General features: G+C 69.7%; 13 protein-coding genes. 8 read left to right on the forward strand and 5 right to left on the reverse strand.

Translation table 11 applies throughout. The features are described from left to right. Positions 1-24 precede the first annotated feature (24 nt). From V6R91_RS30230 to sdhC, 5 genes are all read right to left on the reverse strand, one after another. Positions 25-1290, reverse strand: coding sequence for a YihY/virulence factor BrkB family protein (locus V6R91_RS30230; protein WP_336398397.1), 1266 nt, complete (start codon positions 1288-1290; stop codon positions 25-27). 75 nt (positions 1291-1365) lie between these two features. Beyond that, entirely contained in the window at positions 1366-2166 is an 801-nt protein-coding gene (locus V6R91_RS30235) for a succinate dehydrogenase iron-sulfur subunit (RefSeq protein WP_336398398.1), read from the reverse strand. Next, positions 2166-3971, reverse strand: coding sequence for a succinate dehydrogenase flavoprotein subunit (gene sdhA, locus V6R91_RS30240; protein WP_336398399.1), 1806 nt, complete (start codon positions 3969-3971; stop codon positions 2166-2168). The genes V6R91_RS30235 and sdhA overlap by 1 nt, the downstream gene beginning before the upstream one ends. Before the next feature lie 55 nt (positions 3972-4026). Beyond that, a complete protein-coding gene (locus tag V6R91_RS30245) occupies positions 4027-4497 on the reverse strand; it encodes a succinate dehydrogenase hydrophobic membrane anchor subunit (protein WP_336398400.1) in 471 nt (156 codons plus the stop codon). Further along, the gene (gene sdhC / locus V6R91_RS30250; protein WP_336398401.1) at positions 4497-4934 is read right to left on the reverse strand and encodes a succinate dehydrogenase, cytochrome b556 subunit; all 438 of its coding nucleotides are present in this window, start codon (positions 4932-4934) and stop codon (positions 4497-4499) included. Before sdhC ends, V6R91_RS30245 begins: the two co-directional genes overlap by 1 nt. Before the next feature lie 377 nt (positions 4935-5311). Between sdhC and V6R91_RS30255 the strand changes: the two genes are divergently transcribed. The 8 genes from V6R91_RS30255 (at position 5312) to V6R91_RS30290 (ending at position 15008) form a co-directional block, all read left to right on the forward strand. Then, a complete protein-coding gene (locus tag V6R91_RS30255) occupies positions 5312-6475 on the forward strand; it encodes an endo-1,4-beta-xylanase (RefSeq protein ID WP_336398402.1) in 1164 nt (387 codons plus the stop codon). A 99-nt stretch (positions 6476-6574) separates the two neighbouring features. Beyond that, entirely contained in the window at positions 6575-7690 is a 1116-nt protein-coding gene (locus tag V6R91_RS30260) for a mannose-1-phosphate guanylyltransferase (protein WP_336398403.1), read from the forward strand. Positions 7691-7871: 181 nt separating this feature from the next. Further along, a complete protein-coding gene (locus V6R91_RS30265; protein WP_336398404.1) occupies positions 7872-9020 on the forward strand; it encodes a BMP family lipoprotein in 1149 nt (382 codons plus the stop codon). A gap of 110 nt (positions 9021-9130) precedes the next feature. Then, on the forward strand, positions 9131-10645 hold the full coding sequence (locus tag V6R91_RS30270; RefSeq protein ID WP_336398405.1) for an ABC transporter ATP-binding protein: 1515 nt from the start codon (positions 9131-9133) through the stop codon (positions 10643-10645). Further along, positions 10642-12012, forward strand: coding sequence for an ABC transporter permease (locus tag V6R91_RS30275; protein WP_336398406.1), 1371 nt, complete (start codon positions 10642-10644; stop codon positions 12010-12012). Before V6R91_RS30270 ends, V6R91_RS30275 begins: the two co-directional genes overlap by 4 nt. After that, the gene (locus V6R91_RS30280; RefSeq protein WP_336398407.1) at positions 12009-13295 is read left to right on the forward strand and encodes an ABC transporter permease; all 1287 of its coding nucleotides are present in this window, start codon (positions 12009-12011) and stop codon (positions 13293-13295) included. Before V6R91_RS30275 ends, V6R91_RS30280 begins: the two co-directional genes overlap by 4 nt. Before the next feature lie 4 nt (positions 13296-13299). Further along, positions 13300-13701 (forward strand): cytidine deaminase, encoded by a 402-nt coding sequence (locus V6R91_RS30285; RefSeq protein WP_336398408.1) that lies wholly within the window; start codon positions 13300-13302, stop codon positions 13699-13701. Then, positions 13698-15008 carry a thymidine phosphorylase gene (locus tag V6R91_RS30290; RefSeq protein WP_336398409.1) on the forward strand — a complete coding sequence of 437 codons (1311 nt, stop codon included), beginning with the start codon at positions 13698-13700 and terminating at the stop codon, positions 15006-15008. Before V6R91_RS30285 ends, V6R91_RS30290 begins: the two co-directional genes overlap by 4 nt. The last annotated feature ends 88 nt before the right edge of the window (positions 15009-15096 follow it).

A 15096-nucleotide genomic window follows, 5' to 3' on the forward strand; every position in this document is an offset into this window, starting at 1 on the left:
AAGACTATCCGGCACCGCCGACACTCACTCGAACAGGCTGCCGGCCTTCTTCTGCACGGGCGGCGTCGCCGCCTCGACCTGGGCCAGCTCGTCCTCGGCGGCGCGGACGGCGCGGTTCGCCGTCCAGATCCGGTACCACGGCGCGCTGTCGCGCGCCTCCTCGGCGGTGCGCAGGCGCACGCGCGCGGCGACCAGGAGCGCCGCATGCTCGGCCGCCAGCCGGTCGGCCTCCGTCTGCGGCAGGAGGGGGATCTCCTCGTCCTGTGCCGACACCGCGATCCACGCGGCGGCGACGAGCATGATGATGCCGATGATGCGGAACCACAGCAGCAGGCCGACGAAGATCGCGAAGGTGGCCAGCAGCGCGTTCGTCGGCGTGTAGACGAAGAGCCAGCCGGTGAACAGCTGCAGCACGGTGATCGCGCCCCCGCCGAGCAGGGCGCCGGGGATGATCCGCCGCGGGGGGAGCTCGGTCCCGGTGAGGAAGCGGATGAGCGCGCCGAGCGCGGCGCTGTAGATGGCGAACGAGATGAGGATCGTGCCTACGGTGGCCGTGACCCCGATCCACCCCGACGCGTCGTCCCAGCCGAGGATCGAGAACACCCACGTGAGCGCCCACGTCCCGATCGAGGTGGCTGCGAAGCCCAGCACGAGGGCGAGCGCGAACAGCCCGGCGCCGATGAGGTCGCGCACCTTCAGGTAGACGTAGCTGCGGCTGTCGGGCGGCAGGCCGAAGATGTCGCGCACCGCGCGGCGCGTGAAGGTGACGAACCCGATCGCGGTCCAGATCAGGGTGCCGAGCGCGATGATGCCTGTGATGCCGAGCACGCCGGCGTTGCTCGTGGCGACCTCGGTCACCTGGTCGGGGGTGAACAGCCCGCCCTCCGGCGCGATGAGACCGGGGATGTAGCTGTTGATGAGGTCGATGAGGCCCTCGATGGCCTGCTCGCTGCCGCCGAGCCAGAGGCCGGTGATCGCGAACGCCACATAGATCGCCGCGAACGTCGCGAACAGCGCCTGGTAGCTCACGCCCGCCGCGAGCAGGAAGCCGTTGTGCTGCAGGAAGTGGCGCCACACGCGCACCGGGAACCAGGCGAGCGTGCGCTGCGTGATCGCCGTCGCGCGGCTCAGCGGCTCGTCGAAGCGCTGACGCAGGCTCGTCTGCGTCGCCTCCCACCGCGCGCGGAGCGACTCCTCCTCGCGCTGGGCGGCGTCGGCCTGGTCCCGGGCTTGCTCGTGGCCCTGCGCATGGCGGCGCGGCTTCTCCTGCGCGTCGTCCCGATGGCTCACGGACCTCACATTATCGACAGACGGATGCCGCATCGCAGTGCGATGCGGCATCCGGTCGTCCAGCGTGCGCGGCGTCTACGGGCGTCCGCGCAGAACCGCCTGCTTCACCTCGGCGATGGCCTTGGTGACCTCGATGCCGCGGGGGCACGCCTCGGTGCAGTTGAAGGTGGTGCGGCAGCGCCACACGCCCTCCTTGTCGTTGAGGATGTCGAGGCGCACATCGCCGGCGTCGTCGCGCGAGTCGAAGATGAAGCGGTGGGCGTTGACGATCGCGGCCGGTCCGAAGTACTGGCCGTCGGTCCAGAACACCGGGCACGACGAGGTGCACGCGGCGCACAGGATGCACTTCGTGGTGTCGTCGAAGACCTCGCGGTCGACGATGGACTGGATGCGCTCCTTGCCCGGCTCCGGCGTGGAGCTCGCGATGAGGAACGGCTGCACCTCGCGGTACGACGCGAAGAAGGGCTCCATGTCGACGACGAGGTCCTTCTCCAGCGGCAGGCCCTTGATCGCCTCGACGTAGATCGGCTGGGAGATGTCGAGATCCTTGATGAGGGTCTTGCACGCCAGGCGGTTGCGGCCGTTGATGCGCATCGCGTCGGAGCCGCAGATCCCGTGGGCGCACGAGCGCCGGAAGGTCAGCGACCCGTCGACCTCCCACTTGATCTTGTGGAGCGCGTCCAGCACGCGGTCGGTCGAATAGAGCTCGACGTCGTAGTCGACCCAGCGCGGCTCCTCGTCGACCTCCGGGTCGAAGCGACGGATGATGAACGTGACGAGGAACGACTGGATGCCGGTGTCGCTCGCGGTCTCCTGCGCGCGCACGGGGGCGTCGGCGTCGGTGCGCTCGATGACGTCGGTTGCCGAGGTGGCCATCAGTACTTCCTCTCCATCGGCTGGTAGCGGGTCACCACGACGGGCTTCCAGTCGAGGCGGATGTGGTCGTCGGCCTTCGACGAGCCGGCATCCCCCGAGAGGTACGCCATCGTGTGCTGCATGTAGTTCTCGTCGTCGCGCTGGGGGAAGTCGTCGCGCATGTGACCGCCGCGGCTCTCCTTGCGGTTGCGCGCGGTGACGACGACGACCTCCGCGATGTCGAGCAGGAAGCCGAGCTCGACGGCCTCGAGCAGGTCGGTGTTGAACCGCTTGCCCTTGTCGTCGACGTGCACGTTCCGGAAGCGCTCGCGGAGCTCCTCGATGACATCGAGGACCTCGCCGAGCGACTCCTCGGTGCGGAAGACCTGGGCCTTGCGGTCCATCTCGTCCTGCAGCTTCTTGCGCAGGACGGCGATGCGCTCGGTGCCCTGGTTGTTGCGCAGGCCCTCGATCAGGTTGCGCACCTCGGCGGCGGGGTCTTCGGGCAGCGGCACGAAGTCGGCGCTCTGCACGTACTGGACCGCGTTGCGGCCCGCCCGCTTGCCGAACACGTTGATGTCCAGGAGCGAGTTGGTGCCGAGGCGGTTGGAGCCGTGTACCGACACGCACGCGCACTCGCCGGCGGCGTACAGGCCCGGGACGACCGTGGTGTTGTCGCTGAGCACCTGCGCGTCGTTGTTGGTCGGGATGCCGCCCATCGCGTAGTGCGCGGTCGGCATGACGGGCACGGGCTCCACCACCGGGTCGACGCCGAGGTAGGTGCGGGCGAACTCGGTGATGTCGGGGAGCTTGGTCTCGAGGACCTCGGCGCCGAGGTGGGTGCAGTCCAGCAGCACGTAGTCGCGGTGCGGGCCGGCGCCGCGTCCTTCGGCGACCTCCTGCACCATGCAGCGGCTGACGATGTCGCGGGGCGCGAGGTCCTTGATGGTCGGCGCGTAGCGCTCCATGAAGCGCTCGCCGGTCACATTCCGCAGGATCGCCCCCTCGCCGCGCGCGCCCTCGGTGAGCAGGATGCCGAGTCCGGCGAGGCCCGTGGGGTGGAACTGGAAGAACTCCATGTCCTCCAGGGGCAGGCCCTTGCGCCAGATGATGCCGACGCCGTCACCGGTGAGGGTGTGGGCGTTGGAAGTCGTCTTGAAGATCTTGCCGAAGCCGCCGGTGGCGAAGATCACGGCCTTCGAGTGGAACACGTGCAGGTCGCCCGTGGCGAGCTCGTACGCCACGACGCCCGCGATCTCGGTGCCGCCGTCGGCGTTCTTCACCGTGATGAGGTCGAGGACGTAGAACTCGTTGAAGAAGTTGATGCCGAGCTTGACGCAGTTCTGGAAGAGCGTCTGCAGGATCATGTGGCCAGTGCGGTCGGCGGCGTAGCAGGCGCGGCGCACCGGCGTCTTGCCGTGATCGGCGGTGTGGCCGCCGAAGCGGCGCTGGTCGATCTTGCCCTCGGGCGTGCGGTTGAAGGGCAGGCCCATGTTCTCGAGGTCGATGACCGCGTCGATGGCCTCCTTCGCGAGGATCTCGGCCGCGTCCTGGTCGACCAGGTAGTCGCCGCCCTTGACGGTGTCGAAGGTGTGCCACTCCCAGGAGTCCTCTTCGACGTTGGCCAGCGCCGCCGCCATGCCGCCCTGCGCCGCGCCGGTGTGGGAGCGGGTGGGGTACAGCTTGGTGATGACGGCGGTCTTCGCGCCGGGGCCGGCCTCGATGGCGGCGCGCATGCCCGCGCCGCCGGCCCCCACGATGACGATGTCGAACTGGTGGTAGTGGACGCCGTCCTTGACGTAGGAGTCCGCGGTCTGAGTGCTCACGTGTGGGGTGCCTCTGTTCTGTGCTGCGTTCTGAGTCGTGGCGAGGGGGTCTGCGTCAGGCGCTGCAGATCTCGGCCAGGACGCTTCCGTCGCTGAGGTTGGGGATGCACGGGTCGAAGGTGAAGACCACGAGCGTGCCGAGGAGGATGAGGAAGGCGGCGGTGAGCCACAGCGCCCACACCAGCACCCGGCGGGTCTTGTCGTGCATGACGTAGTCGTTCACGATCGTCCGCATGCCGTTGGCGCCGTGGATGAGGGCGAGCCAGAGCATCAGCACGTCCCACCACTGCCAGAACGGCGAGGCGAACTTGCCGGCGACGAAGGCGAAGTCGATGCCGTGGATGCCCTCGCCGAGCATGAGGTTGACGAAGAGGTGGCCGAAGATCAGCACCACCAGCAGCACGCCCGAGGCGCGCATGTAGATCCAGCCCCACTTCTCGAGGTTCGGTCCCTTGCGGCGCACCGCGGTGCGCGGGGAGCGGGGGTCGGCGATCGCGGCGCCGCCCTGCGTCTGTCCGAGGGTCATCAGTGCTCTCCTCCCCAGCCGTAGGCGAAGACGATCGACAGGTGGCGTACGGCGAAGGGGATCATCGTCGCCAGGAACAGGGCGATGACGCCCCACCACAGCTGGCGCTGGTGGCGGGTCGCCCAGGGCCAGAAGTCGACCAGGATGATCCGCAGCCCGTTGTAGGCGTGATAGGCGACGGCGCCGACCAGCACGACCTCGCCGAGCCCCATGATCGGGTTCTTGTACGAGCTCATCACTGCGTCGTACGCGTCCGGCGCGACCCGGATCAGGGCCGTGTCGAGGATGTGCACGAGGAGGAAGAAGAAGATGGCGACGCCGGTGATGCGGTGGAGCACCCATGACCACATGCCCTCGTTCCCGCGGTAGAGGGTGCCGCGGGGGACTCGGGAGGTGGTCTCGGATACCGACGGTGTGACGCGTGCTGGTGCAGACACGTGCGTCCTCCTTGGATCGAAACACGGTGGGGCGGCCTCGGCGGACGAGGACGGCCCCCGGAGAGGGCCCCAAACGGTGGGCTTCGGGCCGTCGGCGTCACGCGGGCGCTGCGTCCATCCTATTCCCGCATTCGGGGCACGGGCGACGAAGGGCATCCTTACGATGCCTTCTTCCGGAGGGATCTTCGCATGCGTGAAGAACACCGTTTGTTTCGCCCGGCGGCCACCTCGGCAGCGCTCGGCCGGGGCCGGTCGCGGCCGGTGTCGAAAATGCGCCGAAACTCTTTGCCCGCCCGGGAGACCCCGCCTAGCTTTTGTTGGACACAAGAACATATGCGTCGCTGCGGCGACGCCGACGAAGATGTCAGGAGTTCTCCATGCGTCGATCCCTTCGATCGCTTCTGGTGGCCACGGCCGCCGCTTCCCTCGTGGTGCCCCTCTGGGCGGGCACGGCCGCCAACGCCGAGCCGCCCGGATTCAGCCACGCCGACAAGGACACGCTGCGCAATCAGGCCCCGCGCGATCTCGCGATCGGCAGCGCCGTCTGGGCGCAGCGGGACCTCCTCTCCTATGACCCCGCCGCGCCGACGGAGCTGCAGCGGGTCCTCGGCGCCCAGTTCTCCTCGGTGACCCCCGAGAACGACATGAAGTGGGATGCCATCCACCCGGCGCCCGACGTGTACGACTTCGCGTCCGCCGACGCGCTGGTCGCCTTCGCCGAGGCGAACGGTCAGGAGGTCCGCGGCCACACGCTGCTCTGGCACAGCCAGAACCCGGCCTGGGTGACCGCGGCGAGCAGCACGTGGACCTGCGACGACGCTCGGGCCGTGCTGGAGGACCACATCCGCACCGTGGTCGGCCACTTCAAGGGCGAGATCTACGAGTGGGACGTCGCGAACGAGATCTTCCAGGACAACTGGGACGCGGGCGGGGTCCGGCTCCGCACGGAGGCCAACCCGTTCCTCCGGGCGTGCGCCGACGACCCGGTCGCGCTCATCGGGGATGCCTTCCGCTGGGCGCACGAGGCCGATCCCGACGCCGTGCTGTTCCTCAACGACTACAACGCCGAGGGCATCAACGAGAAGACCGACGCGTACTACGACCTCGCGCAGCGCCTGCTCGCCGACGGCGTGCCGCTGAGCGGGTTCGGCGCGCAGGGGCACCTCAGCCTGCTCTACGGCTTCGACACCTCCATCCAGGCGAACTTCGAGCGGTTCGCCGCGCTGGGACTGAAGGTCGCCGTGACGGAGGCGGACGTGCGCATCCCGCTGCTCGACGGTGAGACGGGCCCGACGCCCGCCCAGGTCGCCGAGCAGGCCGCGCGCTACGACGCGATGCTCGAGGCGTGCCTGAACGTCCCCGCATGCTCGTCGTTCACCGTGTGGGGCTTCCCGGATGCCAACTCGTGGGTTCCCGCCGTCTTCCCCGGCGAGGGCTGGGCGACGATCTTCGAGGACGACTTCTCGCCGAAGCCGGCCTTCGACGCCATGCTCGCGTCGCTGCGCGACGCCACGCCCGGCATCTCGCCGAGAAGGGGCTGACCTCCACGACGGCGGCGGGCAGGCGATGCCCGCCGCCGTCGTCATGCGCCCGCCACGCGCGCGCCATCCCGGCGAAAACCGGCCCGATAGCCTGGGGTCATGTCCGGACGCATCGACGACTTCTACGCCGTCATCCCCGCGGGTGGCATCGGCAGCCGGCTCTGGCCGCTCTCGCGAGCCGACGCCCCCAAGTTCCTGCACGATCTCACCGGCTCCGGGCGCACCCTGCTGCGCGACACCTGGGACCGGCTGGAGCCCCTGGCCGGTGCGGACCGCATCGCCGTGGTGACCGGGCGCGCCCATCGCGCGGCCGTGGAGAGGGAGCTCCCGGGCATCCCCGACCACAACGTCTTCCTCGAGTCCGAGCCGCGCGACTCCACCGCGGCGATCGGCCTCGCCGCGGCGATCCTGGCGCGCCGGGAGCCCGACGTCATCATCGGATCCTTCGCGGCCGACCACGTCATCCGCGTGCCGCAGCTGTTCGACTGGGCCGTGCGCCAGGCGGTCGCCACCGCCCGCGAGGGGTACATCTGCACGATCGGCATCCAGCCCTCCGAGCCGTCGGTCGGCTTCGGCTACATCCGCAAGGGCGATGCGCTGACCGTGGAGGGTGCGCCCGAGGCGGCCCTGGTGGAGAGCTTCGTGGAGAAGCCCGACCTGGAGACCGCCAAGGAGTACTTCGCCGACCGCAACTACCTGTGGAACGCGGGCATGTTCATCACGCGCGCCGACGTCCTGCTGGGAGAGATCGCCGAGAGCGACCCCCACCTGTACGCGGGCCTCATGGACCTGGCCGAGGCCTGGGACGACCGCGACCGCCGCGGCCCGGTCGTGGACCGCGTCTGGCCGACCCTCACCAAGATCGCCATCGACTACGCCGTCGCCGAGCCCGCCGCGGCGAAGGGCCGCCTCGCCGTGATCCCCGGGCACTTCGACTGGGACGACGTGGGCGACTTCGCCAGTCTCGCCAAGCTCAACTCCGGCGGGCGCAAGAACGATCTGGCGATCCTGGGTGAGAACGCACGGGTGCTGTCCGACGCCGCCAGCGGCATCGTCGTCAGCCAGACCCGCCGCGTGATCAGCGTCATCGGGGTGCGCGACATCGTGGTCGTCGACACCGAGGACGCCCTCCTGGTCACCACGAGCGAGCATGCGCAGCGGGTGAAGGGCGTCGTCGACGCGCTCAAGCTGAGCGGGCGCGGCGAGGTGCTCTGACGAGGAAGTGATGGGACCGGATGCCGCGAGCCGCGGCATCCGGTATCGAACTCGTCTCGCGATATTGCGTCTTTGTAACCATTCCGCTCGCGGGGGCCCGGACGCATGCAACTCCGGCGTCACAATGGGTAACTTGATGCAGTCCCCGTGAAGGCCGCGGGGGAACGTAGTGGAGGCTGAGTTGACCATCTCACGCACCAAGAAGCTCGTCGGCGTCACCGTCGCCGCGGGCATGCTGATCGCCCTCGCGGGCTGCGGCTCCGCCCCGGAGGAGACGGACCCCACCGGTGACGCAGGCGGCGACGTCGTCGAGGGCTTCACGCCCTGCCTGGTCTCGGACGACGGCGGCTTCAACGACAAGTCGTTCAACCAGTCGGCGCTCGAGGGCATGGAGCGCGCCGCCGAGGAACTCGGCGTCGAGGCGATCGAGGTCGAGTCGAGCTCGGCCAACGACTACGCCCCGAACCTCGAGAACCTGATCGCCGAGGGCTGCACGTTCATCGTGTCGGTCGGCTTCAAGCTCTCGGCCGACACCATCACGTCGGCCAACGCCAACCCCGAGGTGAGCTACGCCATCATCGACGACTGGGCCGACAACACCGGCGCCAAGGACGACGAGGGCAACGACATCGGCGACGGCACCACCGACGCCCCCAACATCAAGCCGCTCATGTTCGACACGGTCCAGGCCGCGTACCTCGGCGGCTACGCCGCGGCCGCGTGGTCGGCGCAGTCCGGCGTCAACAAGGTCGGCACGGTCGGCGGCATCCCGATCCCGCCGGTGACCATCTTCATGGACGGCTTCGTCGACGGCGTCGAGAAGTACAACGAGGACAAGGGCGCCAACGTCGAGACCTTCGGCTGGGACGTCGAGGCTCAGCAGGGCTCGATGACCGGTGGCTTCCAGGCCAACGACACCGCCAAGCAGGCCATGCAGGGCGTGCTCGACCAGGGCGTCGACGTCATCCTCCCGGTCGGCGGCCCGATCTACCAGAGCGCCCGCGACGCCATCACCGACGGCGGCACCGGCACCGTCATGCTCGGTGTGGACTCCGACCTCGCCGTGGCCGACCCGTCGGTCGCCGACATGGTGCTCGTCTCGATCATGAAGCGCATCGACGAGGCCGTCTACCAGGCCACGCTCGAGGCGTCGACCGGTGACTTCGACGTCACCCCCTACGTCGGCACGCTCGAGAACGAGGGCGTCGGCCTCTCCGGCTTCGGCTCGTTCGAGTCGCAGCTGCCCGAGGGTCTGACCGACGAGCTCGACGCGCTGCGCGAGCAGATCATCTCGGGTGAGCTCGAGGTCACCTCGCCCAGCTCGCCGTAAGGCAGGGCAGGTGTGACACGCGGCCGGGTGGACGATTCCACCCGGCCGCGTTCTTCCGGGCACGGCAGCCACCATGGCGCCACCGCCGAATGGATATATAAGGTGCAGATATGAAGCTCGAGCTCCGTGGCATCACGAAGCGGTTCGGCTCCCTCGTCGCGAACGACCACATCGATCTGGTGGTCCAACCGGGTGAGATCCACGCTCTTCTGGGGGAGAACGGCGCCGGCAAGTCCACGCTCATGAACGTCCTCTACGGCCTGTATCAGGCGGACGAGGGCGAGATCCTGCTGAACGACGTCGTCCAGCACTTCCGAGGACCCGGCGACGCGATGAACGCCGGTATCGGCATGGTGCACCAGCACTTCATGCTCATCCCCGTCTTCACCGTGGCCGAGAACGTCATGCTGGGCCACGAGGACACCAAGGCGCTCGGCGCCCTCGACCTCGCCAAGGCGCGCCAGCACGTGCGCGCCGTCGCCGACCGGTTCGGGTTCGAGGTGGATCCCGACGCGATCGTCGGCGACCTCCCCGTCGGAGTCCAGCAGCGCGTCGAGATCATCAAGGCGCTCTCCCGCGACGCGAAGGTGCTCGTGTTCGACGAGCCCACCGCGGTGCTCACGCCGCAGGAGACCGACGAGCTGATGGCGATCATGCGGCAGCTGCGCGACGAGGGCACCTCGATCGTCTTCATCACCCACAAGCTCCGCGAGGTCCGCGCCGTCGCCGACCGCATCACCGTCATCCGGCTCGGCAAGGTCGTGGGCGAGGCCGCGCCCACCGCGTCCAACGCCGAGCTCGCGTCGCTCATGGTGGGCCGCGCCGTCGAGCTCACCGTCCACAAGGAGCCGGCCACGCCCGGCACGGGCGGCCTGGAGGTGCGCGATCTGCGCGTCGTCGCCGCCGACGGCACCGTCGTCGTCGACGACGTGAGCTTCGACGTGCGGCCCGGCGAGATCCTCGCGGTGGCCGGTGTGCAGGGCAACGGCCAGACCGAGCTCATCGAGGCCATGGTGGGCCTCGCCGACCGCGTGACCGGTTCGATCGAGCTCGACGGCGTCGAGCTCGTCGGCAGGAGCGTGCGCGGCATCCTCGACGAGGGTGTCGGGTTCGTCCCCGAGGACCGCACCGAGGACGGCCTCGTCGGCACCTTCACCGTCGCCGAGAATCTGATCCTCGACCGCTCCGGCGACAGCGCCTTCATCTCGGGCGGCACGATCCGCCGGGGCGTGCTGGACGAGTTCGCCAGGGCGCGGATCGCCGAGTACGACATCCGCACGCAGGGCCCGGACCTGCCCGCCGGCACGCTCTCGGGCGGGAACCAGCAGAAGGTCGTCATCGCCCGGGAGATGAGCCGCGACCTCAAGCTCCTCGTCGCCGCGCAGCCCACGCGCGGCGTCGACGTCGGCTCCATCGAGTTCATCCACAAGCGCATCGTCCAGACCCGCGATGCCGGCATCCCCGTCGTCGTCGTCTCCACGGAGCTCGACGAGGTCGCCGCGCTGGCCGACCGCATCGCCGTCATGTACCGCGGTGCGATCGTCGGCATCGTGCCCGGCGGAACCCCCCGTGACGTTCTCGGCCTGATGATGGCCGGCGAGAAGCCTGAGGAGGCGGTCGCGTGAGCGGTCAGACCCCTGCCGCGAGCGGCGAACCGCTGAAGGGCGGCCTGCCCCCCGAGCAGCTGCCCCCGGTCTCCGGACCCCTGACGGGGTCGCCCGACCTCCCCGCACCCACGCCGACCGCGCCCGGCGCCGTCGACGGCGAGGTGCCGCCGCCGCCCCGGCAGAACGTCTTCATCAAAGAGCTGCTGCGCAGCAACTGGGTGACGACCGTTCTCGCGATCGTCGTGGCCATGGTCGTCGGCGGCATCCTCATGGCGCTCACCGACGAGGACGTCCAGGAGGCGGCGGGGTACTTCTTCGCCCGCCCCACCGACACACTCGCGGCCATCTGGAACGCGGTGTACGGCGGGTACGAGGCGATGTTCCGCGGCGCCATCTTCAACCCCCGCGCCAATGACTTCGCGACGCAGATCCGCCCGCTGACCAACACCCTCGGGTTCGCGGCGCCGCTGATCGCCGCGGGCCTCGGCGTGGCGCTGGCGTTCCGCGTCGGCCTGTTCAACATCGGCGGTCGCGGCCAGATCCTCATCGCCTGTGCGACGGCGGCGCTGCTGACGTTCAACCTCAACCTCCCGATGTTCCTGCAGCTGCCGCTGACGCTCGCCGCAGGCATCGCCGGCGGCGCGATCTGGGGTGGCATCGTCGGTGTGCTGAAGGCCCGCACCGGTGCCCACGAGGTCATCCTCACGATCATGCTCAACTACGTCGCGTTCTACCTCGTGACGTGGATGGTGCGCACCTCCGGCATCCTGCAGCGGCCCGCCGGGGACCAGCCGATCTCGTCGGCGACCCCGGCGAACGCGCAGTTCCCCGAACTGCTCGGGCCGCGCTTCCCGCTGCTGGACTGGGGCTTCATCATCGTGATCGGGGCCACGGTCTTCGTCTGGTGGCTCGTCGAGCGCTCCGGCCTCGGCTTCCGGCTGCGTGCCGTGGGTGAGAACCCGCACGCCGCGCGGGCGGCGGGCATCTCGGTGCAGCGCATGTACATCTACGCGATGCTCTTCGCCGGCGGCCTCGCCGGCCTGGCCGGCATGAACCAGATCCAGGGCTCGGTGACCACGGGCTTCGACGGCCTCATCGACGCGGGCATCGGCTTCGACGCGATCACCGTGGCGCTCCTCGGCCGCAGCCGGGCGTGGGGCGTGTTCGCGGCGGGTCTGCTGTTCGGCGCGCTCAAGGCCGGATCGTTCACGATGCAGGCCTCGCAGGGCATCCCGGTCGACATCGTGCTGGTCGTGCAGTCGCTCATCGTGCTGTTCATCGCCGCACCGCCGCTGATCCGCACGATCTTCTTCCTGCCCAAGACCGATGCCGAGAAGGCCGCGAAGGCCAGAGCCAAGGCCGCGAAGAAGGCGGTGTCCGCATGACCGCCCTCGCCCCCGCTCCCGCCGCAGGGAGCACCGTGCAGCACTCCACGGTGAAGGTCCGCCATCTGAAGATGCCCATCACCCTCGCCATCGCGACGGTGCTGCTGGCCCTGCTGTTCCTCCTCGTGCCGCGCGACGGCGTCAGCACGTTCCGGCTGGGCGACCCCGGCTCGTCCATCGCGCTGCCGAACGTCAGCGTCCCGACGGCGCCGACGTGCTGGATCCTGATCGTCCTGCTCGTCCTGCTGACCCTGTTGGCCTTCTGGAACGCGGTCTCGTATCGCCGCACCGGCATGTGGCTTCCGATCGTGTTCGGCGTCCTCGCCGTGTTCGCGTTCCTGGTGTGGGCCTCCGCCGGCGGTCTCGTGCCCGTCACGGGGCTGCTCTTCGGCGCGCTGTCGCTGTCGATCCCGCTGATCTTCGGCGCCCTGGGCGGCGTCATCGGCGAGCGCGTCGGCGTGGTCAACGTCGCGATCGAGGGTCAGTTCCTCTTCGGGGCGTTCAGCGCGGCGCTGCTGGCGAGCATCACGCACAACCCGTTCGTCGGCCTCGTCGGCGCGATGATCGGCGGCGTGCTCGTGGCGTTCGTGCTGGCCGCGTTCTCGATCAAGTACCTCGTCGATCAGGTGATCGTCGGTGTGGTCCTGAACGTCCTGGTCACCGGCCTGACCGGATTCCTCTACGGCGCGCTGCTGGTGCCCAACGAGTCCGAGCTCAACCGCCCGGTGCGCTTCACGCGCTGGGAGATCCCGGTGCTCGGCGAGATCCCGATCATCGGGCCGGTGCTGTTCAACCAGACGTTCATCGTCTACCTCATGTACATCACGGTCGCGGTGGTGGCGTGGGGCCTGTACCGCACCCGGTGGGGCCTGCGCCTGCGCGCGGTCGGCGAGCACCCGCAGGCCGCCGACACCGTGGGCATCAAGGTGAACACGAGCCGCTTCTGGAACGTCTCGCTCGCGGGGGCCATCGCCGGAATCGGCGGGGCGTACTTCACGCTGGTCTCGGTGGGGCAGTTCACCAAGGAGATGACGGCGGGCCTCGGCTTCATCGCCCTCGCGGCCGTCATCTTCGGCCGCTGGGATCCGATCCGCGCGACGCTGGCGGCGCTGCTGTTCGGCTTCGCGACGAACCTGCAGAACCTCCTCACGGTGCTGCGGACGCCGATCCCCAGCGAGTTCATGCTGATGCTTCCGTACGTCGTGACCATCATCGCCGTCGCCGGCTTCGCGGGGCAGATCCGCGGCCCCGCGGCAGCGGGCAAGCCGTACATCAAGGGATGACTCCGTGACCGATATCGACTGGGACGAGCTGCGGGCCGCGGCGACCGATGCGATGGAGCGCGCGTACGCGCCGTACTCGCGCTACAAGGTCGGCGCGGCGGCGCTCGTGACCGACGGGCGCATCGTGACCGGCTGCAACGTCGAGAACGCGTCGTACGGCGTCGGCCTGTGCGCCGAGTGCGGCCTGGTGAGCGAGCTGCAGAACTCGGGCGGCGGCGGTCTCGTCGCCTTCGTGTGCGTCAACGGTCACGGCGACACGATCATGCCGTGCGGTCGCTGCCGGCAGCTGCTCTTCGAGTTCGCGATCCCCGGCATGCTGCTCGAGACCGTCTCGGGCATCCGCACCATCGACGAGGTGCTGCCCGACGCCTTCGGGCCGCGGGACCTCGAGGAGGCGGGGCGATGAGCGAGCAGAGCACGGATGCCGCGGTGGAGCCCTTCGACGCCGTCGACGTCATCCGCGCCAAGCGCGACGGGGGAGCGGTCCCCGAGGCCGCGCTGCGCTGGATGGTCGACGCGTACACGCGCGGCTATGTCGCGGACTCGCAGATGGCGGCGTTCGCCATGGCGGTGCTCCTGAACGGCATGACGCGCGACGAGATCCGCGTCATGACCGATGCGATGATCGCGTCGGGGGAGCGTATGAGCTTCGCCGGCCTCGGCAAGCCCACGGTCGACAAGCACTCGACCGGGGGCGTGGGCGACAAGATCACGCTGCCGCTGGCGCCCCTCGTCGCGTCGTTCGGCGTCGCCGTGCCGCAGCTGTCCGGCCGCGGCCTCGGCCACACCGGCGGCACCCTCGACAAGCTGGAATCGATCCCGGGCTGGCGCGCGGCGCTCTCGAACGACGAGATGTTCGCGCAGCTGCGCGACGTCGGCCCGGTCATCTGCGCCGCCGGGTCGGGCCTCGCGCCGGCCGACAAGAAGCTCTACGCGCTGCGCGACGTCACCGGCACGGTCGAGGCGATCCCGCTCATCGCCTCGAGCATCATGTCGAAGAAGATCGCCGAGGGCACCGACTCGCTCGTGCTGGACGTGAAGTTCGGCTCCGGGGCGTTCATGCGCGACGTCGACCGTGCGCGCGAGCTGGCGCGGACGATGGTCGAGCTCGGCACCGACTCGGGCGTCGCGACGACGGCGCTCCTCACCGACATGAACACGCCCCTCGGCCTCGCGATCGGAAACGCCAACGAGGTCCGCGAATCGGTCGAGGTGCTCGCCGGCGGCGGACCCGCTGACGTGGTCGAGCTGACGGTGGCGCTCGCGCGCGAGATGCTCGCGCTCGCGGGACAGCCGGACGCCGATGTCGAGGCCGCGCTGCGCGAGGGCCGTGCGATGGACACGTGGCGCGCGATGATCGCCGCGCAGGGCGGGGATCCGGATGCCGCCCTCCCCGCGCCGAACGACACCCACACGGTGTCGGCGCCCCGGAGCGGGTTCGTCACCCGCCTGGAGGCGCTCCCGTTCGGGATCGCCGCCTGGCGCCTCGGCGCAGGGCGGGCGCGGGCCCAGGACCCGGTGCTGCACGCCGCGGGCATCGACCTCCACGTCAAGCCGGGCGACGAGATCGCCGCCGGACAGCCGCTGTTCACCCTCCTCGGGCAGGATGACTCGCGGTTCGAGCGCGCCCTGGACGCACTGGAGGGCGCGTGGGAGATCGGGACGGATGCCCCCGCCTCGTCGCCCCTCGTCCTCGAACGCATCACTGCCTAGACTGTTCAGTCGCGCGTGCCACGACACGACGCGGCGCCGGGCAGCGGCATCCGTCATCACACCCCCACTCGCGATCGCAACCGAGGAG

The organism is Microbacterium sp. CCNWLW41 (assembly GCF_037083505.1).